Genomic DNA, 22,188 nt, shown 5'->3' with positions numbered 1-22,188 from the left:
GCTCGCCACGAGGGGGCCGCGGGACAAAAGCGACTCGGGCGGCGGAAGTGAGCCGGCCACGCTGCGGACGACAAGGTTCATTGCGCCCGCGGCGGACGCCACCGTATGGAGCGACGACGCCTCCTCGGACTGGTCGCGGTCGGCCTGTCGTCGGGCTGTCTCGGCTCGCTTCCGGGCGCGACGGGACCGCGAAACCCGCCCGAGGAACCGGCGGGCGACCCCCGAGACACGCCCGAGGTCTCCCCGGTCCGCATCGACGATATCGACTACGAGGCGACCGACGACGGCCGCCTCCGGGTCTTCGGGTCGGTCCTCAACGACGGCGGGGCAGAGCGGCTCACCACGGTCGAAGTCCGCGTCACCGTCGGCGGCGAACGGTCGACGCGGTCGCAGGAACTCGCCGTCCCGGCCGGCGGGAGCGCCGACTTCGCAGTCGAGTTCGAGTTCGAGTTCGACGCTTTCAGAGAAGACGGCGACCTGAACGTCTCGCTGGTCTGAGAGGAGTTTCCCGTGGTCACCGACGCCGGGCGGCGACCCGTTCTTCCGCCGTCTCGACGCTCACGAGTTCGTAGAGCGTCGCGGTCGCGCCGTCGGCCTTCGGCCGGAGGATGCGGCCGAGCCGCTGGGTGAACTCGCGTTCCGACCCCGACCCAGAAAGCAGGATGCCGACGTTGGCGTCGGGCACGTCCACGCCCTCGTCGAGCACGTTGGCCGCGACGACGGTGTCGTAGGTGCCGTCGCGGAAGCGAGCGAGGGTTTCGCGCCGCTCTTTCGTGCCGGTCTCGTTCGTTATCGGCGGGACGAGGAAGCGCCGTGAGATGCGGTAGACGAGGTCGGTCGAGGCGGTGAAGACGATGACGCGGTCCTCGCGGTGCCGCGCGAGCAACCGGGCCAGTTTGTCCACCTTCGCCTCCGAGTTCATCATCACGTCGCGGGCGCGCTGCTTGGCGAGAAGCGCCTCCCGGGCCCGCGGGTCGTTGCCCGACCGCATCACGAGCTTCTGGTAGTCGCTCCCCGACTGCATCGACAGCCCCGAGGTGCGCAGGTAGTTCACGAACGTCTCCTGTGCCTCGTCGTACGTCTCGCGCTCGTCGGCCGTGAGTTCCACCTCGATGCGGCGGACCTCGTAGTCCGCGAGGTGGTCGCCCGCCAAGTCGTCCACGTCGAGGCGGTACACCCGCGGGCCGACGAGTTCCTCCACGCGCTCGTGTGCGCCGTCGGGGCGCTCGAACGTCGCCGTCAGACCGAGGCGAGCGGGGGCCGCCAGAAATCGCGGGATGTCCTGGTAGCCCTCGCCGCCGAGGTGATGCACCTCGTCGAAGACGACGAGGCCGAAGTCGCCGCCCACGCCGTCGGCGCGGAGGTACGCCGAGTCGTACGTCGAGACCGTGATGGCCTCCTGCGTCTGTTCGCCGCCGCCGAACCGGCCGACCGGCACGTCGAACTCGGTTTCGAGTTCGCGTATCCACTGGTCCTGCAAATCGATGGTCGGCACGACGACGAGCGTCGGCACCGAGCGGGCGACCATCGCGGCGACCGCGAGCACCGTCTTGCCCGCGCCGGTCGGCAGTTCCACGACGCCCGCTGCGTCTGCATCGAGCCACGCGTCGAGGGCGGCCCGCTGGTAGTCGCGGAGGTCGTACGTGGTCGAAAGCGAGAGGGGGGCGTCAAGGGCGGCCGCGACCCGGTCGTCGTAGTCGACGCCGGCCGCGTCGAGCGCGTCCCGAACCGCGGCGTACCGAATCGCCGGGGCGCGATAGCCGCCGCTTCGGGGGTCGGCTTCGACGCCGGGAATCGAGATATCGACGTCGGTGGCGAGGTGAATCGTTCCGTCCTCGAAGCGGAGGGTCGTCACTACCGGCGCGTTGGCGGGGCGCGGTGATAAATCGACGGTCCTCAGTTTGGGTTCCCCGTCGGCCGCCGGGGGACGCCGTCCTCGGGCCGAAGGTTCAAATCCGATGGCGGGGCTACGGACGTGTATGAGCGACGACCTCGACGACGCGGTCGCACAGTTCCTCAGCGACTACAACAGCGCGATGAAGGAGTACGAGAAGGGCTACGTCGACGCCGACGCGACGCTGTCGGTCATCGACGCGCACATCGACGAGTTGCGAGCGGCGCGGGAGTAGTTCAGTACCAGACAGAATCGTCGCTACACCCGGTCCCTTTGAGTTTAATCTCCCCCTCCGTGGAGATGACGATGTACAGTCCGGGGGTTGGTGAGTCGTACCCAGAACAGTCGGGCAGGTACGTGAACTCTCGGTCGCCAATATTGTGGCTCTGGGCTTCGATGCGGACGATGTACGGCCGAGCGGGAGCAACTGCCGGAAAATTCAGTCTCGGAACGTCTCCGTCTTCAGGTTGCGCCTCGATGTCGATATACTCCATCCATGCGAGTCCTTCGCTCCACTCGTCGGCGCCTCGGCGAACGAGTTGCACGGTCAAGGAGTGCGGTCGGTCGTGGAAGTTCATCACCGAGAGCAACAGCTTCGGCCTGTGTTCCTGATACACCGCGTTTCCGACGAGGCCAATACCACCGAGTCCGACGACTGCGCCAGCGATGACCTGTCGTCTAGATATCATAAACCGAGGTACCGAATCGAGGATGAAAAACTTACTCGCCTATCAGCCCGCGAATCCGCTCGACGTATTCCGCGAATTCGCTTTCGGTCCGCTCGCGCGGGCGGTCGATATCGACCGAGACGATTTCGCGGACGCGACCCGGATTCGCGGCCATGACGACCACGCGGTCGGCGAGGGTGACGGCCTCTTCCACGTCGTGGGTGACGAACAGCACCGTCTTGTCCGTCTCCGTCCAGATGTCGAGCAGTTCGCCGTGGAGCATGTCGCGGGTCTGGGCGTCGACCGCGCCGAACGGCTCGTCCATGAGGAGGAGTTCGGGGTCGACCGCGAGCGCGCGGGCGATGCCGACGCGCTGTTTCATCCCGCCGGACAGCTCTTTCGGGTAGGCGTCGGCGAAGCCGTCGAGGCCGACGAGTTCGAGCATTTCGGTCACTCGTTCCGAGCGTTCGGGCTCCTCGACGCCCTGTTCTTCGAGGCCGAAGGCGACGTTCTCGGCGACGGTCCGCCACGGGAACAGCCCGTACTCCTGGAACACCATCCCGCGGTCGGTGCCGGGACCGGTGACGGGCGAGCCGTCGAGGGTGACCGCGCCCGTCGTGGCGGCTTCGAGGCCGGCGATGATGCGGAACAGCGTCGTCTTGCCGCACCCCGAGGGGCCGACGATACAGACGAACTCGCCGTCCTCGACGGCGAACTCCACGCCGGAGAGGGCTTCGACCGTCCGCCGGTCGGACGCGTAGGTCTTGCCGAGCGAGTCGACGCGGACCGTCGCGGCCTCGTCGGGGTCGGCCGCGGTCGTGTCCGCTTCCGTATCCGCGTTCGCATCGCGGCTCATGCTCTCCACTCCAAGACCCGCCGTTCGACCCGGCGGAACAGGCCGTCGCTCACGAGGAAGACGATGCTGATGACGAGCATGTAGGCGACCGACACGTCCATCGCGAGGTTCTGCGCCGTGTTGAGAATCTCGTAGCCGACGCCGACGCCGACGATGAGTTCGGCCGCGACGACGATCATCCAACACTGGCCGATGCTCGTCCGGATGCCGGTCATGATGGAGGGGCTGGCCGCCGGGATGACGACCTTCCGAATCATCGTCCAGTCGTCGTCGACGCCGAGGGTCGCGGCGACCTCCTTGAGGTCCTCCGAGACGCCCTCGACGCCGCCGTAGGCGCTGTAGAAGTTAATCCAGAACGAGCCGATGGCGACGATGAACGTCGCGCCCTGATGGTTGACGCCGAGCCAGATGACGGCGAAGCCGATCCACGCCAGCGGCGGAATCGGCCGGAGGAGGCGCGTGACGGGCGTGAAGACGCTGTCGACGCGGGTGTTCCAGCCCATGGCGACGCCCGCGAAGACGCCGAGCGACGTCCCGATGAGCAGGCCCGGCACGTAGTGGTAGAGGCTCTGAATCAGTTTGACCAGCAGTCGAGTCGCCGGGAGTTCCACGCCGGTGAATGGAATCGACAGCGTCGCCGGCGCGGTAAGTTCGACGACGAACGCCGCGAGCACCTCGACGGGCGACGGGAGGAGATACGTCGGCTGGAACAGCGCGGCGACGTACCAGACGGCGAGGAAGCCGACGAAGCCGGCGACGGCGAGCCCCGTCTGTTCCGAGGAGAACCCCGCGAGTCGGTCGAGCAGTCGCTCGTCCGCCTCGGTCTCCGAGAGGGTGACGCCCGCGCCGACTTCGTCGTTGCTCATAGCGAGTCGTAGATACCGTAGTCGAACATCTCGTCGATGCTCAACTGCGCTTCGGTCTTCCCGAGCGTCTGGGCGTAGTCGGCGAAGATTTCGGCCCCGCCTTCGATGTCGTGGGGGTCCGTGATGAAGTCGGACGCGGGGGAGTCGAGCGCCGCGCGGGCGGTCTCGACCGGGAGGGCGCTCTCGCCGATGACCGAGCTCGCGTGCTCGGCGGCGCTGTCGGGGCTGTCGGCGACGAAGTTCGTCGCCTGCCGGTGGAGCTCGACGAACTCCGTGGCGAGGTCGCGGTTGTCCTGCCGGAGGCGGTCGTGCATGAGCGTGACCGCCGCGGGCTGGCCGGGCATGAAGTCGCCCGCCCACGCGATGGGCTGGAACGGCGCGTCGTTGGCCTCGATGACCGTCGGCACGGGTTCCATGATGCTCGTGCCGTCGACGTTGTTCGAGAGGAGCGCCTGCTGGACCGCGGCCGCGCCGCCGAGGCCCTTGATGTTCACGTCCTCTTCGGGGTCGAGCCCGAGCGTGTTCTGAATCCAGTAGCGGAGCAGGATGTCCGGAACCGACCCCGGCGGGAAGGTGCCGAACGTGAACTTGCGGCCCTTCTGCGCCTCGAACTCGGCGAAGGCCTCCTTGCCGTGTTCCTCCCACAGCGCGGCGAACTCGTCGGTGGCGAGAATCTCCATCGCGTTCTTGATGTTCGCCGCGGTTATCTTCGCGGGGATGCCCTTGTCCATGACGATCATCGCCGGGACGATGCCGAACATCATCACGTCGAAGTCGCCCGTCGCGGACGCCTGCACGATGCTCGGACCGTCGGAGAACTTCTTGCCCGCCACCGGGACCGAAAGCTGGTCGAACAGCTCCTCTTCTTCCATCACGAAGTACTGCATGTCCGGGTAGATGGGCATGTAGGCGACGTTGAGTTCGTCCAGCCCGCTCCCGCCGGACCCGCCGAGACAGCCCGCGAGGCCGGCGGTCGCCGCGAGGCCGGACCCCTGCAGGAAACGTCTACGGCTGATCGACGTCGAACGTGGTGCCTCTGTCATTGCCCTCGTTACGAATCAGCGCCTTATTCCGGGCGCGTACCCGGTAACGATAGACGCGGTAGATGACACTCGAAGAGTCGTTGAAGTCCTCATTACGGCCGTGTTCCGGGTTAGAAATACGTTTTTTCCGAGACTTACGTCTCCCAGATAGCGGCAGTAACCTCCGACAAACGACGCCGCTCACGTCACGGAGTCGACGGGTCTGCCGCGACCGTGCGTGGGAAGAACTATCCCGAACGGCGACACGGGATAGGATATGACGCACTTCTCCGACCGGGTGGAGCGCATCTCCATCAGCGGCATTCGCAAGGTGTTCGAGGCGGCTGGCGAAGACGCTATCAACCTCGGGTTGGGTCAGCCCGACTTCCCGGCCCCGGACCACGCCCGACGGGCGGCTATCGAGGCCATCGAGGCCGGCGAGGCCGACGGCTACACGGGGAACAAGGGCCTCCCGAACCTCCGCGAGGCCATCGCCGAGAAGCACCGCCGGGACCAGGGCGTCGACCTCGACCCGGACGACGTCATCGCCACGGCCGGGGGGAGCGAAGCACTCCACATCGCTATCGAGGCGCACGTGAACGAGGGCGACGAGGTCATCATCCCCGACCCCGGCTTCGTCTCCTACGACGCGCTCACCAAACTCGCCGGGGGCGACCCGGTTCCGGTCCCCCTCCGCGACGACCTGACGCTCGACCCCGCCGCGGTCGAAGACGCCATCACCGACGACACCGCGGCGTTCGTCGTCAACAGCCCCGGCAACCCGACGGGCGCGGTGTCGCCGCCCGACGATATCGCCGAGTTCGCCCGCATCGCCGACGAACACGACGTGCTCTGCATCTCCGACGAGGTGTACGAGTACACCGTCTTCGAGGGCGAACACCGCTCGCCCATCGAGTTCGCCGAGACCGACAACGTCGTCGTCGTCAACTCGGCCTCGAAGCTGTTTTCGATGACCGGCTGGCGACTCGGCTGGGTGTACGGCTCCACCCGCCGAGTCGAACGCATGCTCCGCGTCCATCAGTACGTGCAGGCGTGCGCCTCCGCACCGGCGCAGTTCGCCGCCGAGGCCGCGCTCAGCGGCCCGCAGGACCGCATCGAGGAGATGACCGAGACGTTCCGCGAGCGCCGCGACCTCGTCGTCGAGGGGCTGGAGGACATCGGCCTCACCGTCCCGTCGCCGGGCGGCGCGTTCTACGTCATGCCCGAGGTCCCCGAGGGCTTCGTCGACGAGTGTATCGACCGCGGCGTGATTATCGTGCCCGGCGAGGCGTTCGGCGAGCACGGCCGCGGCTACGCCCGCCTGTCGTACGCGACCGATACCGAGTCGCTCCGCGAGGCCATCGAAATCATGGGCGAAGCGTACGAGGCGGTCGTCTGAGGCGCTCACACGTCACGGGCCAGCGGGGAACCTTCGGGGCGGGCGTCGACGCAAACCGAGTCACCGACCGACGAAGCCCGCGACCAGCACCGTCGCGTACGCCAAGAGCAACAGCCCGCCGAAGAGCCCCGCGGATTCGAGGCCCATGTTCGGATAGACGACCGAGAACAGCGCCGTCGAAACCGCGTCGACGAGCATGCCGGGGACGACGAGCAACACCGCGGCCTCCCGCCGCGCGCCGCCGGACAGCCCGCGCCACCGGAAGACCCCGACCGCGAGCGCCCACATCGCGGGCACCGTCAGCGCGAACACGGCGGCCGTGACCAGCGGGCGAGAGGGAACCAACACGAGTTGGCCGACGACGCGGAAGACGAGTCCGGCGACGAGGGCAATCGCCAGCCCGACGCCGAGCAACACCCGCGTCTCGGGCAGCGGGAGCCGGCGGGCGTCGGCCTCGGAAACCTGTGAACCGATTGTCATGCATCCCGTACGCGGGCAGGGCGTATCAGCGTTCGTGCCGGCCACAGGATATTATGTCACCCCGGCACAACGATTGGTCGAATGTCAGTACTCTCGACCGCCGACGAAGGGAAGTTCCTCATGGACGAGGAGGCCGAACAGATCGGTATCGTGACCGAAGTCGACACGGACGCCCAAGTCGCATACGTCGAACCCGACCCCGACATCGCCGAGGCAGTCGTGCAAGGCCTCGGCTTCGGCGACGCCGACGGCGACGACATCGAGGTCCCGGCCGAGTCTGTCGAGACGGTCACCGACACGGAGCTTCGCGTCGCAAAGGACCTCTGAGCCGCCGCCCGCGACGAATCGCTGTTTTCCGCCGCGAATCTCGACGCGTGAGCCGCGCGACAGTCGAACTGACGGCGTGACTCCGTGTTCCGTGTTCGGTCGACTATCGGTGACGTGGGATATCCAATTCTGTATAGCGATATTCAGTTGACGTGTGGCGTAGCAGACGGATTCCTGACCAATCGAAGACAACAGGAACGGGACGAAGAGACGAACCGCTGACAGCTACTTCGCCGTCGAGACGATTTTGATGACGTCTCCCTCTTCGAGTTCGTGGTCTTCGGCGATGCGGCGTTTCGCTCGCGCGTCGACCGCGTGGAGGTAGCCGTCGCCGATGTCGGAGTGGACCGCGTACGCGAGGTCCCGCGGCGTCGACCCCCGCGGGAGGAGGAAGGCGTCGGGGAGGACGTTGCCCGTGCCGTCGGTCCACTTCGACTCGTTTTGGACGGGGTAGACCGTGATGCGGTCGAGCACGTCGTAGACCGCGGTGTCGATGGCCTCCTGCGTCCCGGTGCCGCCGTGGTCGCCCATCAGGTCGCGGATGCGTTCGAGGCCCTTCTCCTGTGCGCCGCTCACGTCGCCGACGAGTTCGAAGTCGTCGTCGCCGGGGTGGTAGTCGATGATGCCCGCCTCGCGGGCCCGCCGGAGCGCGAGTTCGCCGTCCGCCGTGGCGGCGATGACGGGCTTTCCGGTCTCAGCGAGTCGTTCGAGGTTTTCCGGGGGCGCGATATCCACCTTGTTGGCGACGAGGACGATTGGCTTGGTCCGCTGGCGAATCGCGCGGGCGAGTTCGACCCGGTCAGCGTCGTCCCACTCCCTTGGGTTCGGCGAGTAGTCGAGGTCCCGCAGGACGGCGGCGATGTCGTGCTCGCTCGCGCCGACGCCCGTCAGGAGGTCGGCGAGGGCGTCGTCCATGTCGAAGTCGGGCGACCGCGACTTGCGGACCACGGACTCCCAGTTCTTGTGGACGATGCCCGCGAGCCACTGTTCGAGTTCCTCCTCGATGAAGTCGACCTCCTCGACGGGGTCGAAGCTCCCCACCTCGACGGGTTCGCCCTCGGCGTTCGTCCCGCCGGAGGCGTCGACCACGTTGACGATGGCGTCGGCGTTCGTCAGTTCGTCGAGGAACTGGTTGCCGAGGCCGCGACCCTCGTGCGCGCCGGGAACGAGACCGGCCACGTCGACGAGTTCGACCGGGACGTAGCGGATGCCGCCCTCGCAGTTGCCGCAGCGCTCGTCGCGGTCGAGACAGGGACAGCGGGTGCGAGCGTGCGTGACGCCGCGGTTCGCGTCGATAGTCGTGAAGGGGTAGTTCGCCACGTCGACCTCGGCGAGCGTCGAGGCCGTGTAGAACGTCGATTTGCCGGCGTTCGGCTTGCCGGCCAACGCGAGAGAGAGCATGGCTCGACGATGGTCGCGGACGCGGAAAAACGCTCGCGTGCGAGGAAGCGCGAGCGACGAAAGAGAGACCGGCGCGCAGTCAGTCCGTCAGTCGCCTGAAGGCGGCGCGGCCGGCGAGCACCACCCCGCTCCCGAGAATCGCGAGGAGGCCGCCGAAGACGACGAGGTACGGAGCGGCGTAGGCGACGGCGACGACGAGCGCCCGGAGGGCGACGAACGCGCCGTTCACCGACTCGGAGAACGCCTGTAAGACCGGCGTGTCGTACCACTGCGCCGGACCGGGCGGTCGCTCGGACAGCGAGACGCGGACGGTCGAGAGGGCGGCCCGCTGTTCGAGCGACTCCCGTTGGGCTTCGAGCCGCTCGATTTCGGTCTGGACCTCGGTCAGGCGCTCTTCGACCGCGAGCACGTCCTCTGTCGTGTTGGCCGACTCGTAGAGGTCGCGGAGGCGGTCGCGCTGGGCGCGGAGGTTGCTCAGGCGCGCTTCGAGGTCGACCAGTTGGTCGGTCACGTCCTCTGAGTTCGTCTCGACGCGCTCGACCTCGCCGAGGTCCTTCATGTCGGTCATGAACGCCGAGAAGTCCTCGGAGGGGACGCGAACGACGAGTTGACCCGAGCGATAGGTCCCGCCGCTCCGACGGTTGACGTACTCGTTGGAGTCGCTGACGTAGCCGCCGTAGGATTCGGCGGTCGATTCGACCGCGTCGCGCGACTCGTTGAACTCGTCGACGGTCAGTTCGATCTGGCCGTTCCTGATGACCGCCCGTCGCTGGACCTGCGGGAGGTCGTCGCCGCCCGCCTGTTCGACCTCGGCGGAACCGGACGCGTCGGCAGTGAGCGAGACGCTCTCCGACCCGCCCGCACCGCCGTCCGCCGCGCCGCCGGTACACCCGGCGAGGACGACGAGGAGGGCGACCGAGAGAAGTTTCAGTCGATTGTCCATAGACGACACTCTCGACGCGAAGGAATAATCGTTGGGTAGGCACAAACGGCGACTGTTGCTATCGCGGCCCGCGGGTGGCCGCGGTCGCTCGGTCGGTTCCGACGCCGACTACTCGGCCTCGCGGGGGAGGTTGTCGCGGTGGATGCGCATCTCGCCGCGGGCGCGCATCGTGCCGTCGACGTGCGCGCCGGCTTCGAGCACGAGGTCGTTACAGGACACGTCGCCGAGAACGCGCGCGTCCTCGTGGATTCGGACCTCGCCGTTTCGGGTGGTGACGTCGCCGTGGATGCGCGTCCCGCTCCCGACGACGATATCGTCGCGGGCGCGGAGGCTCCCGAAGACGTTGTCGTCCTCGGCGAGGTCGATGGACTTCGCGCGGATGTTGCCGTGGATTCGGCAGTCGGAGCCGACGTGCGCGGGCGTCGAGACGCGCCACGCGTCGTCGGAGACGGTGGCGTTCCGGGGAATCACGAGCGGGTCGTGCGGCGACTCACCGGAGAGGGTTTCTGCGAGTTCGTCGGCCGCCTCGTCCTCGCCGAGCCGGAGGAGCTGCGAGAGGACGATGAAGTAGAACACGAGCGTCGGAATCGGGTTGCGGATGACGATCCAGCCGTTGGCCTCGAACCCCTCTTCGATGTCGACGTCGTCGCCGATGTCGAGGTCGCCAGAGACCATCAGGCGACCGGCGATGTGGACGCGCTCGCCGAGGTAGGCGTTGTTGCCGACGAGGACGTTGCCGGCCACGTCGTCGAGCATGTCGAGTCGGCAGTCGGCTTCGGCTTCGATGTCGCCGCCGAAGGTGACGCGCTCGCCCGCGAAGACGTTCCGCCCGCGGACGCCGAACTCGACGGTGCTCTGCCCGCCGACGACGACGTCGCCGTCGGTGACGAGGTCGTGTTCCTCGACCGTCGTCCCGTCGGGGATTTCGAGCGCATCGAGCGGGTCCGTACCCAGTGACACGCTCCGAACCAACACCCGTGCCGTAATAAACCGTCCGCAAGACGAGCGTCAGACGCGACGGAGGCGGCCGGTTTCGCGACGACGACGCGTATTTAACTACGCGCGGGGTACAACGAGAGGTATGACGATTCTCTCTTTCGACGACGACGGCGTAGACGTGGTCTACGAGGGAACGGAGTTCCGCCTCGAAAAGGCCCTCATCGAGGAGGCCATCGGGAAGTCCTACCCCGACGTGACCGACCACGAGGTGCTGAAAATCGTCGAGAAGGAACCCGCTCTCTCCGGCGAACCCCGGCGCGTCCGCGACATCCTGAACTCGTCGTAACCGCCGCCTGAACGACCGCCCCCTCGGTTTCCGCGTATCGATCTCGAATCACGCGCGCTCGTCGCGCGAACTCAGAGCCGAAGTCGCTCTTCCAGACAGACTTTGACGATGGATTTCCCGATAGCCGCGCCGCCGGCGAAGGGGTCGAGTTTCGTCTCGCCCGCGCGCTCGCGGTAGGGGATGGGAACCTCGGCGATGTTGTAGCCGCGCATCGCGGGGCGGATGAGGAGTTCGGCGGACAGTCCCGTGTTCTCGGTCCACTCGATATCGTGGAGGAGTTCGCGGCGGTACGCCCGCATGCCGGTGGTCGTGTCGTGGACGGTCGCGCCCATGAGGAAGCTGGCGAGGCGGGCGAACGCGACGTTGCCCGCGCGGTTGAGTCGGGGCATCGTCTCCGCGCCCGTCGTGATTCGGTCGCCGGAGACCACGTCGTAGCCGTCGTTGATGAGGTCGAGGAACTTCGGGAGATACTCCATCGGATAGGTGTCGTCGCAGTCCGTGGTGACGACGACCGGCCGGTCGGGCGCGAGCACCGCGGCCTCGACCGCGACGCCGTACCCCTGCGGCTCCTGTTCGATGACGCGAGCGCCCATCTTGCGGGCGATTTCGGGCGTCCGGTCGTCCGAGCCGTCCACGCAGACGACCTCGGCGCGCCCGTCGGTAATCCGGTCGATGTCCGCCAGCACGGCCCCGATGGCCTGCTCTTCGTTGTACGTCCCCATCACGACCGCGAGGTCGTCGAAGGTGAACTCGGTCATTGGGCGGGGTTGTCGACGGCCGCTCTTGAGCGTTTAGGTTTGCCAAAACCGGAGGCGACGCGAGCGCCGGCGTTAGCTCAGTCCGCGGGTGTCGGGCTGGTCTTCCAGCTCTTTGGCGTGGTCGACGAGGTAGTCCATGAGGCGGGTCGCCGACGCCTCCACGTCGTCGAGTTCGTCGCTGGACTGCCCGCTGACGCGGACGGAGAGTTCGTAGAGGTCGAGTTCGACGTGCGGGACAGTCTCGTCGCCGTTGCCGTTGCCGTCGTCGCGCTCGTCGGTACCGCCGTCCGCCGCCTCGACGGCCGCGTCGGCATCGACTGGCTCGTCGCCGTCGGTCGGCTCGGTCGCCTCGGCCGCGTCGGCTGGCGAGGTCGAATCGGCGGTGTCGTCCGCCTCGGGGTCGGCGTCGGGGTCGTCGGTCATGTGCGGCGCGTCGCTTCGGGGGATGAAAAAAGCGCGGGGTTCCGTCACGCTCGCTCGGGTCGGCTGTCGTCCCGCCGCGGGCGCGAGCGAATCAGGCGACGCCCGGCTCAGCCGAGTTCGGCGTCGAGTCCCTCGCAGGCGCGGTCGTGGAGGCGACCGGTGACGGTCTCCATGAGGCGTTCGAGGTTGACGGCGTCCTCGCGGTTGTACGAGACGAGCGTGTCGAGCGACGACTGATCGCCGCGCTCGTACTCCCGCCAGAGTCGGACGGCGTCGCGCCCGGAGATGTCGGGGCGGTCGCGGTCGATGCCGATGTCCTTCTCGATTTGTTTCAGCCCGCCGGTGAGGTCGAGCGTCCGGCACGGATACATCAAATCGACGTGCGGCACGTCGATAGAGACGTCGAACGAGGTTTCGAGGAACGGCACGTCGAAGCGCGCGCCGTTGAACGTCGCGATGAGTTTCGCGTCGACGAACTGCTCGCGGAGGGCGTCGGCGGTCAGGTCCTCGCCGCTGACGAGCGTCGTCGTCTCGCCGTCCCGATGGAACGAGACGGTCGTCACCGAGTCGCGCTCGGGCGAGAGGCCGGTCGTCTCGATGTCGAAAAAACACGTCTCGTCGCGGAAGTTCTCGTACAGTCGCCAGCGCTCGCCCGAGGGGAAGCAGTCGTCGAAGAACCGCGAGTCGCCGTCGTCGAGGTGGGCGGCGGCGTCGGCGATGAACGTCTCGATTCGGTCGCCCGTCTTCGCGCCGACGAGCGAGGCGTCGAACTCGTCCCAGTGGGTCGACCCGGCCCGCCAGAGGTTCCGCTCCGTCCGCTCGCCCACGCCGCGGACGGGGATGAAGCTGTTCTCGATTCGCATGTCCGACAGGGGGGCGTCGACAACCCTAAATGCGTCGTCGTGGGGCGACCGCCGCGGTCGCCGCAGTCGGAGGCACTCGCGCCGCGGGCGTTTTACCCGCACGGCGCGAAGCCGGGGGTATGTGCGGCCGCTACACGCTGTTTACCCCACCGGAGGAACTCGAAACGCGGTTCGACGCGACGCCGACGCGCCCGCTTTCGGCGCGGTACAACTGCGCGCCCGGTCAGGAACTCCCGGTCGTGACCAACGACGCGCCCGAAGAGTTCCGCTTCCTGAAGTGGGGACTCGTCCCCTCGTGGGCCGACAGCGCGAGCGTCGGCAACGACCGAATCAACGCCCGCGCGGAGACCGTCCGCGAGAAGCGGAGCTTCGCCGACGCCTACGAGGCCCGCCGGTGTCTCGTTCCCTCGGACGGTTTCTACGAGTGGGTCGACCGCGGCGGGGACAAACAGCCCTACCGCGTCGCCTTCGAGGACGACCGCCCGTTCGCCATGGCCGGCCTCTGGGAGCGATGGACGCCCCCGACGAAACAGACCGGGCTCGGCGACTTCGGAAGCGGCGGCCCCTCGCGCGAACAGGAACCGCTGGAGACGTTCACCGTCGTCACGACCGAGCCGAACGACGTCGTCTCCGAGCTACACCACCGAATGGCGGTCGTCCTCGCGCCCGACGAAGAGGAGACGTGGCTCCACGGCGACCCCGACGAGGCGGCGGCGCTCCTCGACACCTACCCCGACGACGAACTCACGGCGTACCCCGTCTCGACGCGGGTGAACAGCCCCGCCAACGACGGCCCCGAACTGATAGAGCGAGTCGAAGCGTAGCGCGCCGGGTGAAATCGTCGGAATCCGGTCGTCTCGGCGACTCGAACGCGAACCGGCCGGGGTCGACGGGACCTCGGATTTTCCGAAATCGGTCGAACCCGAGAACAGGGATTGAGTATAGCGAGATGCGATATACGAGTCTCGAATCGGACAATCGACGACCGGGCAGAGAGACCCGATTCCGGAGAGTTGGCGACTGAGCCGCGTTGACGCGGAAAATCGCACTCCAGCGGTCGATGGCGTTTAAGCCTGCTCAGCATCACAGTGCGACAGCCGCGTCACGCTCCCGGTTCGGGTTTGTATCGCAGTCGGGAGTAACAGGGTGCATCGGCGGCGAGTCCGGTCGCGCAGACGGAGTGCGTCATCGCATCCGGGATTCGAGGCAGTCCGTTCGAACGAGTCACCAGCCGAGAGACGGTTCGCTCGAACGGGTCGTCCGCCGAACGAGTGAGTCGGTCAATCCGGCCGCGGGCGAGGCACCGAAATCCCGGACTCATGGAGCCCGTCAGGACGGCCACAGCGCGCTCGAACGCCGCTTCACCTGAGAGGGAGCCACGCCCCGAGTTACTGTTCTCACCGCGAGGAAAGGGCAGTGAAGGCGTCAAAAGAGAACGAATCGAGCCGGCAAGGACCTCGGTTGGATTCGTCTTCGAGTGCATTCGGAACGGCGTCACCCGGGTGTTGCGTGTTCGAATCAGACAACACCCACCGGAGTTCTTCGAGATAGAACCCACATAATAATAGACGATATCGATTTGAAACGAAGCTCCGTCCGGCGACATATATTCAGAGTAGAATGGCGGATATAATCGGTGAAATTTCCGAATTTATTCTAGTTGAAATATAGCCGTCCGAGAGAACGTAGATGACGCGTCGCCACGAGTATATTTCTGAGACAACGTACAGAAATTATGGACAGAATAGATCACGCCTAGTTGAGAGAAATAAAACGGTGACAAAACCAGCGCTATCCAATAATATAATAATTCAGTAATACTGAGCGTGGAATAACGAAACTCGTATAAGTGGTTCTTCCATGCGTTACTCCGGGGGTAACTGGTTGGAGAAGAACCATCCAAAAAGTGAATATGATCACAGAACTGAGATTGTACTGTGCGGGATTCGACCTAACGAAAGCAACGGAATGTCGTCCGAGTCTCAGATTCGTTCGAAACGCCCGAAATCGGCATTCTCCGGCGAAATTTAATATCCCGAATACTGCATGCAGATGGCCGAAAATGCGATGGCAGTATTCAGGATAACCCAGATTCGCCGCCGAAAATCCGCATGTACTGCTCAGGATAATCTCACTTATTCTGGACTGTACCGGTAGATTAACTATCGACCCCCGTGTCGACCCGTCCATGAGCGACGAGGCCGACCGCGCGACGGTGCAAACCTACCTCCCGGCCCACCAGAAGGCCATCTGGAAGGACCACGCGGACCGACTCGGGATGAGCCAGAGCGAATTTGTCAGAACGATGGTACAGGCCGGCCGGCGCGATTTCGATGTTCCTCCGAGAGGCGATAAAGCGACCACAACCCCCGGGGTCGAAGGGGTGGAAACGGGCCTCCAGAACGACGGTTCGAATCAGGACGAAGTGGGTGAAAATAACGATGGGTTCGAGGCCCGAATCGTCGAGGCGCTCGCGGCCGATTCGCATCGGTCGTGGGACGACCTCGTTTCGGCGCTGACCGACGACATCGAAGACCGGCTCGAATCGACGCTGCAGGAATTGCAGTCGAGCGGTCGAGTCGTGTACAGCGGGCGACACGGCGGCTACACGCTGGCGGAGCGCGATGGCCGCTGAAAACCCCGCCGAGGCGGAAGACCCCGTCGGCTACTTCCTGCAGGATATGACCTATCACGGGAAGACCGACCGGACCCGCGACGCCTACGAGCGCGTCCTCCGGGCGTTCGAGTCGTTCCTCGGCGACCCCTCGCGGAACCCTTCGGGGACCGCGCGATCGGTCGGCGACGCGACTCACCGCGACTGCATGGCGTGGATACACACCCTGCGAAACCGCGACGTCGCGCCGAGCACGGTGGCGACGTACGCCTCCTACCTCCACCGGTTTTACGCCTACATGGCGCAGGTCGGCGCGTTCGACTCCAACCCGATGAGCCTCGTGATGGAGGAGATGGACGAACGAATCGACACGAACCCCGCCCGACGCGAGCTTTCGGTCCCGCAGATGCGGGAGTTCGTCCGCGGAATCGCCCATCCGCTGGAGCACGCGCTGGTAGTCACCCTCCTCAAAACCGGGATGCGCGTCGGCGAACTGTGCAACCTCGACCTTCGAGACGTGTCGCTGGCGGCGGAGGCGGATACACCCGTAAGCGATGTATCGACCCGCGCCGCCCTCGACGGGCGCGGCCCGTCGATGTACGTCGCCGCCGACCCGAGCGTCGGGAGCGTCACCAACGGCGAGGAGCGAACCGCATCGAACAAGCGAAAGCGGTCGACGGTCGTCCCCGTGGACGACGAGTTGGAGAATGTTCTCCTGCGCTGGTTGGCGATTCGACCGGATTCGCCGTCACCGGCCGAACCGCTTTTCGTCGGCACAGCCTCGGGGTGGGGCCGTCGGCTGGACCCCGACGCCGTCCACCACGTCGTCACCTCTCACGCCGCCGACGCCGGCTGGTACCGGGCGGGCGGTGACCGGGAGGAAAACGTCACACCGCACTACTTCCGGCACTTCTTCACGACCCATCTCCGGGACCGCACCGGCGACCGCGGCATCGTCAAGTACCTCCGCGGCGACGTGGCCGGCGACATCATCGACACGTACACCCACAACTGGGGCGACAGAGTGCGCGAAACGTACGAATCGAACATTTACTCGCTCCGCTGAGGTGCGTGATAGCTGTTCGAAGCGCGACTTGTAAATTGTATCTCGCTATATCGAATTGGTAGGGTACGCGACCTATCGTTTGACGCCCGTCGCCTCGATTTGGACGGCGGCGTCGTTCGGGAGTTCGGAGACGCCGACGACGGTCATCGCCGGTCTCCGGTCGTCGAAATAGGCGCCGTAGGCCGACTCGATGGCGTCGATTCGGTCGAGGTCCGTCGTGTAGACCGTCGTTCGGAGCACGTCGTCTAAGTCGATTCCAGAGCGTTCGACGGCCACTTCGACGCGTTCGAGCGTGCTCGTCGTCTGGCTTCCGACCGACGGGAGGCCGTCCGTCGTCTGTTCCGGTTCGGGATACTGCGCGTCGAAGAAGACGAGTTGCAGGTTCCGCTTTCGGGCGCCGGAGCCGACAGTCGCCTTGAAGTGGTCGCTCTCGTATCGGACCGCATCGCCGTTCATACCTGTTCCTCCGTGGGATTCGTCCGAATCTGGTTCACGGTCGTACTACCCCGCCAGCGGCCATCGACGTATCGCTAGCATGTACTAATCCGGGAGAGATGTTCCCACGCGGGGGACGAGAGGGTCAAACGGACGCTTGACTCATACCGGCCTCTTTATCGACGGAGCGAGAACGACGCCCGAGACCGTGAGTTCGTTGCTCCCGCTGAAACCCGCCGCAGCATCGGTTCGAGACCGGGGACTGAGCCCGCTTCTCGTCGAACTCGACGACGACGACGCGGACGAAGTCCTGTCGGCGCTCTCGTCGGCCACCGCGAGGCGACTTCTCGCCGCCGTCTACGACGACCCGTGCCCCGTCTCGGAACTGGCCGACGAACTCGACACGACGCTCCAGACCGTCAGCTACCACGTCGAGCGATTGGTCGACGCCGAGTTGATAGAGCCCGTGACGACGTGGGTCTCCGCACAGGGCCGCGAGATGGCCGTCTACGGTCCGACCCGCTCGGCCGTCGTCCTCTTCGCGGGCGCGGAGCGAACCGAATCGAAGCTCTCGTCGGGGCTTCGGACGCTGGTCGCCGGCGTGGGCGTCACGCTGGTCGGAAGCGTCCTCGTGCAGGCGCTGTGGACCGCGCGACGGCCGCAGATCAGGTACGCAACGCCGGCACCGACCGCTCCCGCCCCCGAGCCGAGCGTCGCGGAGTTCGTCTCCGCCTTCCTCGCCGGCCCCGGCGCGCTCGTCCTCCTCGTCGGCGTCGCGCTCGCCGTCCTCGTGAGCCTCGGCGTGAGCTGGACTCAAAGGCGCGTTTGAGCCACACACAGGGGGAAGTGACCCCTCCGCGTCGGGAGAGCTGTGCAACGACGAACCCTCCTCGCCGCGACCGGAACCGGCCTCGCGGCGGCGCTGACGGGCTGTATCGCGAGCGCCGGCGACGGCGCTGACGACGCTGACGACGACGGAAACTCGCAGACTGAGTCGACTCCCGACCCGACACCGACGCCCGAACCGGTCGACGCCGTCTCGGTCGCGACCGGAGAGCGCCTCACGGCCGTCGTCGGCGGCGGCCCCGCCAGCGACGACGGGACGCTGAAACCGCACCACGTCCGCCTCGAAAACCCGACCGACGAGCCGTGGACCGCCCGTATCGACGTCTCGCGTCCGCTCGGTGCGGGCCACGCGGAGACCTACGAACTCGACCACGACGCGACGGTGAACGTCTCGCTTCGCGTCCCCGCGGACTACGAGGTGACGGTTACCAACACCGACTCGGACGCCGTGGCGACCGACTCGGTCGGTCCCGACGACTTCGGCTGCAACCGCTCGTGGACCGCGTTTTCGCCGGTCGACGGCGGTGTCTCGGTCTCCGGGGCATCCACCCGGATGGCCTGCGGGCCCCGGGTAGTCGCGGCCGACGACGCGGTCACGGTCGCGCTCGGCGACGGGTCGCTCCCGACCGAGGCCGTCAAGCCCCACGGCCTCGCCGTCGCGAACCCGACCGACGCGGCCGAGGTCGTCGAGTTCGCCTACGAGACGCCCGCGGGCGCGGTGGCCTTCGGCGGCGCATACCGCCTCGAACCCGGCGCTCGGGTCGGGGCGTCGCTGACCGAAGCCCGCGAGGTCACGCTTCGCGTCGCTCGGCGGAACGAATCCGGCGAAGAAACGACCGAAGCAGTCACCGTCGAAAAATCGCAGTTCGACTGCAACGCGTCGAACACGACCGTCTCGCTCACCGACGACGGCGGCTTCGAAGCGCGGACGCTCTCGACCCTGATGTTCTGCGGCGACGCGGAACCGAAAAACGAGTCGTCGGCGTAGGGCGTCGGTCGGCGGTCAGACCGTCAGTTCGGTCTCTACCTCCGGCGACGCGATGGCCCGTTTGACCGTCTCGGCGGCCGGCGTCGCCTCCGCGACGTTCTCCATCAGGACCGTCTCGCTCGGGAACAGGTGTTCGCCGAGGACGAGGCCGTGTTCGCGTGCGGTCGACCCGGTCATCGTGAGGTAAACGCCGATACCGGTCTCTGCGATGGCGGCCTCTTCTTCGGGCGCGCCGTTCGGATACGCGAACGTCACGTCGTCGAGACACCGCGTGCCGAGAACCGCCTCCACGAGGCGCTCGTAGCGCGGCGAGATACACAGGTCGCCCGCGTAGTCCGCGACGAAATCGCGGTCGAGTTCGGAGCCCGGCGGGAGGAGTTCGGGGTCGGCCATGAGCGTGTGATAGACCGTGTCGCCGAGCCCGGAGACGACCCGAACGTCGGTGTCCATCGGGTCGATGCGGGCGTTCACGTCCTCGATGCTCCCGAGGCCCTCGGGGCGGAGTTTGACGACCTCTTCGAGGACGAGGTCGGCGCTGTCGAAGCCGAGGCCGAACTCGTGGGTCCGGAGGGCGCGGAACGGCTCCTCGCGCCCGACGAGGTGGATGTCCACCCCGTCGATTTCGAGGACGACGCTGTCGAAGACGATGCGTCGCGGCATGCCGTCTCGGTCGTCGCGCAGGAGCGTGTACTCCGGCGCGGCCGGGTCCGAGAGGTCGCTGTAGTCCGCGAGTCGCTCGTACACGTCATGTTCCGGCTGGGTATGGCCCTTCGTGACCGACTTCTCGTATCGGAGTGTCGAGGTGATTTCGTCCGCCACCTCGGCGATGCTCTCGGTCGTGGCGAACCGTTCGAGCACCGCTTCGAGGGGGCGACCCTTTCGCGGAACAGCGACGCGCACCGTCTCTGTCATCATCGGAACGTCGGGGCGGCCCGCTAAACAGGTTGCGCTTCGGGAAAACGTCTCTCGGGAAAAAGCTCGGAAGCGCTACTCCGCGTCGTCGGTGTCGCCGTCGTCGCCGGCGGCCGGACCGCCGCCCATGCCGGTGCCGAACGCGCCAGCGAGGCGCTCGCGGAAGGTTTCGAGTTCGGCGACGGTGTCGTTCAGCTCTTCGATGTCGTCGCGCAGGGCCTCGATTTCCTCGTCCGCCGCGGCGTCTTCGACCCGCGATTGCACGTCCGCGAGGCGGTCGTCGAGCGCCTCGCGCGTCTCCACGATGTCCCCGTCGAGTTCGGCGATGTCCTCGCGGATGTCGCCGACCTCGGCGTGGAGCGTCGAGGCCTGTTCGGTCGCTTCCGCCGCGTCGGTTTCGGCCCCTTCGAGCCGGTCGACCGTCTCGTCCAACCGACCGGCGATGTCGTCGAGACGCTCGCGGACGGTCACGAGCTCCTCCTCGCGCTTGGCGAGCGTCTCCTCGACGCTGTCGAGACGGGCGGAACCGGCGTCGATGTTCCGCGAGGCGGTTTCAAGCCGCTCGTCGTGGTCCTCGAACCGGCCGTCGTGGTCGTCCAGTCGCCCCTCGACGGTCTCGAACTGCTCGTTGTGGGATTCGAGCCAGCCGTGGTAGTCGTCGAGGGTGTCGTCCGCGGTTTCGAGGTCGGACGCGAGGCCTTCGAGCCGGCCGTCGTGGTCGTCGAGGCGGCCCTCGGCGTCGGCGACCCGCGTGGCGACGCGGTCGGACCGCTCGTCGACCGCGGCGATGGTCTCTTCGGCCGCGTCGAGCCGGGAGGCCGCGTCGTCGACCGACTCGACCGCGCCGTCGACCATCGAGTCGAGGGCGTCGAGGTCTTCGCGGAAGTCGGCCATCTCGTCGCGGAACTCGGAGACGAGTTCGTTCCCGGTCCCCTCCTCGTCGATGAACTCCGCGAGCGCGTCGGAGTACGCCGCGAGGTCCTCCATCTGCGACTGGAGGCGGCGGATGCGAACGTCGGTGCTCCGGCGCGTCTCGGCGTCGACCGCCTCGCGCAGGACTTCGAGGTCCTCCTCGTCGGCCGCGCCCGACCGAATTTCGGCTGCGAGCGCGCCGACGAGACCGCTCGCGTCGGTCGCGGGCGCGCTTCCGGCCGGAGCCGCGTCGGCGGTCTCGTCGGCGTCGGTCGCCGAGTCCGCTTCGGCGTCGATGTCGAAATCGCCCCCGGCGTCGGGCTCCACCGCCGGTTCGGGGTCGGTATCGGGCTCGGGTTCGGGCTCTTCGAGATGTGCGGTCACCGCCGGTGTGGTGTCGGCCGCGACGGCGCGCGGGCCGACGGATTCGGCGGTGCCGGCGGCGGCGTCCGCGTCGTCGGTGTCGTCATCGCCGAGCACGTCGTCGTCGGGCGAAGGTTCGACCGGCCCGTCGCCCTCGTCGGACGTCTGCGACTCGGGTGCGTCGGCGTCAAGGTCCTCGTCGTCTCCACCGCGGAAGGCGGCCGCGAGGTCGCCGTCGCTCGGCTCGTCGTCGAGGGCTTCCGCGTCGGCGGTCGCGTCCGCCTCGGCGTCGACGGCGGCTTCGGGCTCAGAATCGGCGTCCGCGGGCGCGTCGAGGACGACTTCCCCTTCGTCCTCTCGGTCCGCATCGACGGCGGACGACTCGTCTCTGGGCGGGTCGCGGTTGCCCGCGAGCACGTCCCGGACGATCTGACTGCGGTCTTCGCCGAGGATGTCGTCGATGTCGTCGGGGTCGATGCCGCCGTCGACCGGGATGCGTTCGAGCGTCGGCTCTTCGAGGAAATCAGTCTGGTCGTGGCCGTCGGTGATGCGGATACCGTAGACCGTCACGAGTTCCTCGCCGGGGTCGAGCGTCCGCTCGTACTCGACGCGGTGGTCCTTGTAGGCCGTCCAGTTGTCGCTCTCGAAGTCGGGGTGGAACCCGACGCTCTCCATCGGGAACGACTCGGGGATGCGGTCGATGACCCGTATTCGGGTCGCCTCGTCTCGCGTCGAACTGATGACGAACTTGATGGCGGGAACGGGAAACTCGTCGGCGGCGAAGGTCTTTTCGACCGTGACCTCGCCGTCGGAAACCGAGGTAACCCCTTCGGACTCGCGGCTCATGGCCGCCACTTTCCCGACATC

At 66.9% G+C, this 22,188-nt stretch carries 25 protein-coding genes; 10 read left to right on the top strand and 15 right to left on the bottom strand.

The window, feature by feature from the left end:
* The first annotated feature begins 105 nt into the window (after positions 1 to 105).
* A complete protein-coding gene (locus FY251_RS14570) occupies positions 106 to 498 on the top strand; it encodes a transcriptional initiation protein Tat (RefSeq protein ID WP_148415793.1) in 393 nt (130 codons plus the stop codon).
* A 16-nt stretch (positions 499 to 514) separates the two neighbouring features.
* Here FY251_RS14570 and FY251_RS14565 read toward each other — a convergent pair whose 3' ends face one another.
* Positions 515 to 1,855 carry a DEAD/DEAH box helicase family protein gene (locus tag FY251_RS14565; RefSeq protein WP_148415790.1) on the bottom strand — a complete coding sequence of 447 codons (1,341 nt, stop codon included), beginning with the start codon at positions 1,853 to 1,855 and terminating at the stop codon, positions 515 to 517.
* A 124-nt stretch (positions 1,856 to 1,979) separates the two neighbouring features.
* On the opposite strand from FY251_RS14565, the gene FY251_RS22615 reads away from it, so the two are divergent.
* A complete protein-coding gene (locus FY251_RS22615) occupies positions 1,980 to 2,129 on the top strand; it encodes a hypothetical protein (RefSeq protein WP_004041491.1) in 150 nt (49 codons plus the stop codon).
* A 1-nt stretch (position 2,130) separates the two neighbouring features.
* Here the strand turns inward: FY251_RS22615 and FY251_RS14560 are convergent, their stop codons facing one another.
* From FY251_RS14560 to FY251_RS14545, 4 genes are read right to left on the bottom strand one after another with little or no spacing between them, the layout of a single operon-like run.
* Positions 2,131 to 2,583 (bottom strand): hypothetical protein, encoded by a 453-nt coding sequence (locus tag FY251_RS14560; protein ID WP_148415787.1) that lies wholly within the window; start codon positions 2,581 to 2,583, stop codon positions 2,131 to 2,133.
* Positions 2,584 to 2,614: 31 nt separating this feature from the next.
* Entirely contained in the window at positions 2,615 to 3,427 is an 813-nt protein-coding gene (locus tag FY251_RS14555; protein ID WP_148415786.1) for an ABC transporter ATP-binding protein, read from the bottom strand.
* The gene (locus FY251_RS14550) at positions 3,415 to 4,284 is read right to left on the bottom strand and encodes an ABC transporter permease (RefSeq protein ID WP_148415784.1); all 870 of its coding nucleotides are present in this window, start codon (positions 4,282 to 4,284) and stop codon (positions 3,415 to 3,417) included. The genes FY251_RS14555 and FY251_RS14550 overlap by 13 nt, the downstream gene beginning before the upstream one ends.
* Entirely contained in the window at positions 4,281 to 5,327 is a 1,047-nt protein-coding gene (locus FY251_RS14545; protein WP_148415783.1) for an ABC transporter substrate-binding protein, read from the bottom strand. The genes FY251_RS14550 and FY251_RS14545 overlap by 4 nt, the downstream gene beginning before the upstream one ends.
* 256 nt (positions 5,328 to 5,583) lie before the next feature.
* Between FY251_RS14545 and FY251_RS14540 the strand changes: the two genes are divergently transcribed.
* Positions 5,584 to 6,705 carry a pyridoxal phosphate-dependent aminotransferase gene (locus tag FY251_RS14540; RefSeq protein ID WP_148415781.1) on the top strand — a complete coding sequence of 374 codons (1,122 nt, stop codon included), beginning with the start codon at positions 5,584 to 5,586 and terminating at the stop codon, positions 6,703 to 6,705.
* 60 nt (positions 6,706 to 6,765) lie between these two features.
* Here FY251_RS14540 and FY251_RS14535 read toward each other — a convergent pair whose 3' ends face one another.
* A complete protein-coding gene (locus FY251_RS14535) occupies positions 6,766 to 7,185 on the bottom strand; it encodes a DUF5367 family protein (RefSeq protein WP_148415779.1) in 420 nt (139 codons plus the stop codon).
* Between the two features lie 81 nt (positions 7,186 to 7,266).
* Here FY251_RS14535 and FY251_RS14530 point away from each other — a divergent pair, with 81 nt between their 5' ends.
* Entirely contained in the window at positions 7,267 to 7,512 is a 246-nt protein-coding gene (locus FY251_RS14530) for a hypothetical protein (protein ID WP_148415777.1), read from the top strand.
* A 225-nt stretch (positions 7,513 to 7,737) separates the two neighbouring features.
* Here FY251_RS14530 and FY251_RS14525 read toward each other — a convergent pair whose 3' ends face one another.
* The 3 genes from FY251_RS14525 to FY251_RS14515 all read right to left on the bottom strand — a co-directional run bounded on the left by FY251_RS14525 (position 7,738) and on the right by FY251_RS14515 (position 10,816).
* Positions 7,738 to 8,913 carry a redox-regulated ATPase YchF gene (locus FY251_RS14525; RefSeq protein WP_148415775.1) on the bottom strand — a complete coding sequence of 392 codons (1,176 nt, stop codon included), beginning with the start codon at positions 8,911 to 8,913 and terminating at the stop codon, positions 7,738 to 7,740.
* 79 nt (positions 8,914 to 8,992) lie between these two features.
* A complete protein-coding gene (locus tag FY251_RS14520) occupies positions 8,993 to 9,856 on the bottom strand; it encodes a DUF4349 domain-containing protein (protein ID WP_148415773.1) in 864 nt (287 codons plus the stop codon).
* Between the two features lie 108 nt (positions 9,857 to 9,964).
* The gene (locus FY251_RS14515; protein WP_148415771.1) at positions 9,965 to 10,816 is read right to left on the bottom strand and encodes a polymer-forming cytoskeletal protein; all 852 of its coding nucleotides are present in this window, start codon (positions 10,814 to 10,816) and stop codon (positions 9,965 to 9,967) included.
* Between the two features lie 121 nt (positions 10,817 to 10,937).
* On the opposite strand from FY251_RS14515, the gene FY251_RS14510 reads away from it, so the two are divergent.
* The gene (locus tag FY251_RS14510) at positions 10,938 to 11,141 is read left to right on the top strand and encodes a DUF5800 family protein (RefSeq protein ID WP_007274390.1); all 204 of its coding nucleotides are present in this window, start codon (positions 10,938 to 10,940) and stop codon (positions 11,139 to 11,141) included.
* Between the two features lie 71 nt (positions 11,142 to 11,212).
* Here the strand turns inward: FY251_RS14510 and FY251_RS14505 are convergent, their stop codons facing one another.
* From FY251_RS14505 to FY251_RS14495, 3 genes are all read right to left on the bottom strand, one after another.
* On the bottom strand, positions 11,213 to 11,899 hold the full coding sequence (locus FY251_RS14505) for a dolichyl-phosphate hexose transferase (protein ID WP_148415769.1): 687 nt from the start codon (positions 11,897 to 11,899) through the stop codon (positions 11,213 to 11,215).
* A gap of 72 nt (positions 11,900 to 11,971) precedes the next feature.
* Entirely contained in the window at positions 11,972 to 12,322 is a 351-nt protein-coding gene (locus FY251_RS14500) for a hypothetical protein (RefSeq protein WP_042666205.1), read from the bottom strand.
* A gap of 107 nt (positions 12,323 to 12,429) precedes the next feature.
* On the bottom strand, positions 12,430 to 13,185 hold the full coding sequence (locus FY251_RS14495; RefSeq protein WP_148415767.1) for a ribonuclease H-like domain-containing protein: 756 nt from the start codon (positions 13,183 to 13,185) through the stop codon (positions 12,430 to 12,432).
* Between the two features lie 119 nt (positions 13,186 to 13,304).
* On the opposite strand from FY251_RS14495, the gene FY251_RS14490 reads away from it, so the two are divergent.
* The 3 genes from FY251_RS14490 (at position 13,305) to FY251_RS14480 (ending at position 16,865) form a co-directional block, all read left to right on the top strand.
* Positions 13,305 to 14,009 carry an SOS response-associated peptidase gene (locus tag FY251_RS14490; RefSeq protein WP_148415765.1) on the top strand — a complete coding sequence of 235 codons (705 nt, stop codon included), beginning with the start codon at positions 13,305 to 13,307 and terminating at the stop codon, positions 14,007 to 14,009.
* Between the two features lie 1,364 nt (positions 14,010 to 15,373).
* Entirely contained in the window at positions 15,374 to 15,820 is a 447-nt protein-coding gene (locus tag FY251_RS14485) for a DUF5805 domain-containing protein (protein ID WP_148415763.1), read from the top strand.
* Positions 15,810 to 16,865: a tyrosine-type recombinase/integrase gene (locus FY251_RS14480; protein WP_148415761.1), complete on the top strand. Its 1,056-nt coding sequence runs from the start codon at positions 15,810 to 15,812 to the stop codon at positions 16,863 to 16,865. Before FY251_RS14485 ends, FY251_RS14480 begins: the two co-directional genes overlap by 11 nt.
* A gap of 72 nt (positions 16,866 to 16,937) precedes the next feature.
* Here the strand turns inward: FY251_RS14480 and FY251_RS14475 are convergent, their stop codons facing one another.
* Complete coding sequence (locus FY251_RS14475) at positions 16,938 to 17,321, bottom strand: RidA family protein (protein WP_148415759.1); 384 nt, start codon at positions 17,319 to 17,321, stop codon at positions 16,938 to 16,940.
* Between the two features lie 187 nt (positions 17,322 to 17,508).
* Between FY251_RS14475 and FY251_RS14470 the strand changes: the two genes are divergently transcribed.
* Together FY251_RS14470 and FY251_RS14465 are read left to right on the top strand one after the other, a co-directional pair.
* Positions 17,509 to 18,129 (top strand): transcriptional regulator, encoded by a 621-nt coding sequence (locus tag FY251_RS14470; RefSeq protein ID WP_148415757.1) that lies wholly within the window; start codon positions 17,509 to 17,511, stop codon positions 18,127 to 18,129.
* Between the two features lie 42 nt (positions 18,130 to 18,171).
* Positions 18,172 to 19,134, top strand: coding sequence for a hypothetical protein (locus FY251_RS14465; protein WP_148415755.1), 963 nt, complete (start codon positions 18,172 to 18,174; stop codon positions 19,132 to 19,134).
* A 15-nt stretch (positions 19,135 to 19,149) separates the two neighbouring features.
* Here FY251_RS14465 and FY251_RS14460 read toward each other — a convergent pair whose 3' ends face one another.
* Both FY251_RS14460 and FY251_RS14455 read right to left on the bottom strand, forming a co-directional pair.
* On the bottom strand, positions 19,150 to 20,046 hold the full coding sequence (locus FY251_RS14460; RefSeq protein ID WP_148415753.1) for a hypothetical protein: 897 nt from the start codon (positions 20,044 to 20,046) through the stop codon (positions 19,150 to 19,152).
* Between the two features lie 75 nt (positions 20,047 to 20,121).
* The gene (locus FY251_RS14455) at positions 20,122 to 22,167 is read right to left on the bottom strand and encodes a hypothetical protein (RefSeq protein WP_148415751.1); all 2,046 of its coding nucleotides are present in this window, start codon (positions 22,165 to 22,167) and stop codon (positions 20,122 to 20,124) included.
* Positions 22,168 to 22,188 lie beyond the last annotated feature (21 nt).

Origin of the sequence: Haloferax sp. KTX1, from assembly GCF_902410085.1 — an archaeon.
In the GTDB taxonomy this organism is placed as follows: domain Archaea; phylum Halobacteriota; class Halobacteria; order Halobacteriales; family Haloferacaceae; genus Haloferax; species Haloferax massiliensis.
Note: the sequence above shows the minus strand (reverse complement) of the source record. Positions and strands in the feature narration are given on the sequence as shown.

Bases quoted from the DNA above. Each gene is read 5' to 3' on its own strand.
- FY251_RS14480 (WP_148415761.1), top strand. From the start codon at position 15,810: ATGGCCGCTGAAAACCCCGCCGAGGCGGAAGACCCCGTCGGCTACTTC.
- FY251_RS14540 (WP_148415781.1), top strand. From the start codon at position 5,584: ATGACGCACTTCTCCGACCGGGTGGAGCGCATCTCCATCAGCGGCATT.
- FY251_RS14545 (WP_148415783.1), bottom strand. From the start codon at position 5,327: ATGACAGAGGCACCACGTTCGACGTCGATCAGCCGTAGACGTTTCCTG.
- FY251_RS14455 (WP_148415751.1), bottom strand. From the start codon at position 22,167: ATGAGCCGCGAGTCCGAAGGGGTTACCTCGGTTTCCGACGGCGAGGTC.
- FY251_RS14490 (WP_148415765.1), top strand. From the start codon at position 13,305: ATGTGCGGCCGCTACACGCTGTTTACCCCACCGGAGGAACTCGAAACG.
- FY251_RS14495 (WP_148415767.1), bottom strand. From the start codon at position 13,185: ATGCGAATCGAGAACAGCTTCATCCCCGTCCGCGGCGTGGGCGAGCGG.
- FY251_RS14460 (WP_148415753.1), bottom strand. From the start codon at position 20,046: ATGACAGAGACGGTGCGCGTCGCTGTTCCGCGAAAGGGTCGCCCCCTC.
- FY251_RS14530 (WP_148415777.1), top strand. From the start codon at position 7,267: ATGTCAGTACTCTCGACCGCCGACGAAGGGAAGTTCCTCATGGACGAG.
- FY251_RS14485 (WP_148415763.1), top strand. From the start codon at position 15,374: ATGAGCGACGAGGCCGACCGCGCGACGGTGCAAACCTACCTCCCGGCC.
- FY251_RS14505 (WP_148415769.1), bottom strand. From the start codon at position 11,899: ATGACCGAGTTCACCTTCGACGACCTCGCGGTCGTGATGGGGACGTAC.
- FY251_RS14525 (WP_148415775.1), bottom strand. From the start codon at position 8,913: ATGCTCTCTCTCGCGTTGGCCGGCAAGCCGAACGCCGGCAAATCGACG.
- FY251_RS14475 (WP_148415759.1), bottom strand. From the start codon at position 17,321: ATGAACGGCGATGCGGTCCGATACGAGAGCGACCACTTCAAGGCGACT.
- FY251_RS14550 (WP_148415784.1), bottom strand. From the start codon at position 4,284: ATGAGCAACGACGAAGTCGGCGCGGGCGTCACCCTCTCGGAGACCGAG.
- FY251_RS22615 (WP_004041491.1), top strand. From the start codon at position 1,980: ATGAGCGACGACCTCGACGACGCGGTCGCACAGTTCCTCAGCGACTAC.
- FY251_RS14535 (WP_148415779.1), bottom strand. From the start codon at position 7,185: ATGACAATCGGTTCACAGGTTTCCGAGGCCGACGCCCGCCGGCTCCCG.
- FY251_RS14570 (WP_148415793.1), top strand. From the start codon at position 106: ATGGAGCGACGACGCCTCCTCGGACTGGTCGCGGTCGGCCTGTCGTCG.
- FY251_RS14520 (WP_148415773.1), bottom strand. From the start codon at position 9,856: ATGGACAATCGACTGAAACTTCTCTCGGTCGCCCTCCTCGTCGTCCTC.
- FY251_RS14560 (WP_148415787.1), bottom strand. From the start codon at position 2,583: ATGATATCTAGACGACAGGTCATCGCTGGCGCAGTCGTCGGACTCGGT.
- FY251_RS14510 (WP_007274390.1), top strand. From the start codon at position 10,938: ATGACGATTCTCTCTTTCGACGACGACGGCGTAGACGTGGTCTACGAG.
- FY251_RS14500 (WP_042666205.1), bottom strand. From the start codon at position 12,322: ATGACCGACGACCCCGACGCCGACCCCGAGGCGGACGACACCGCCGAT.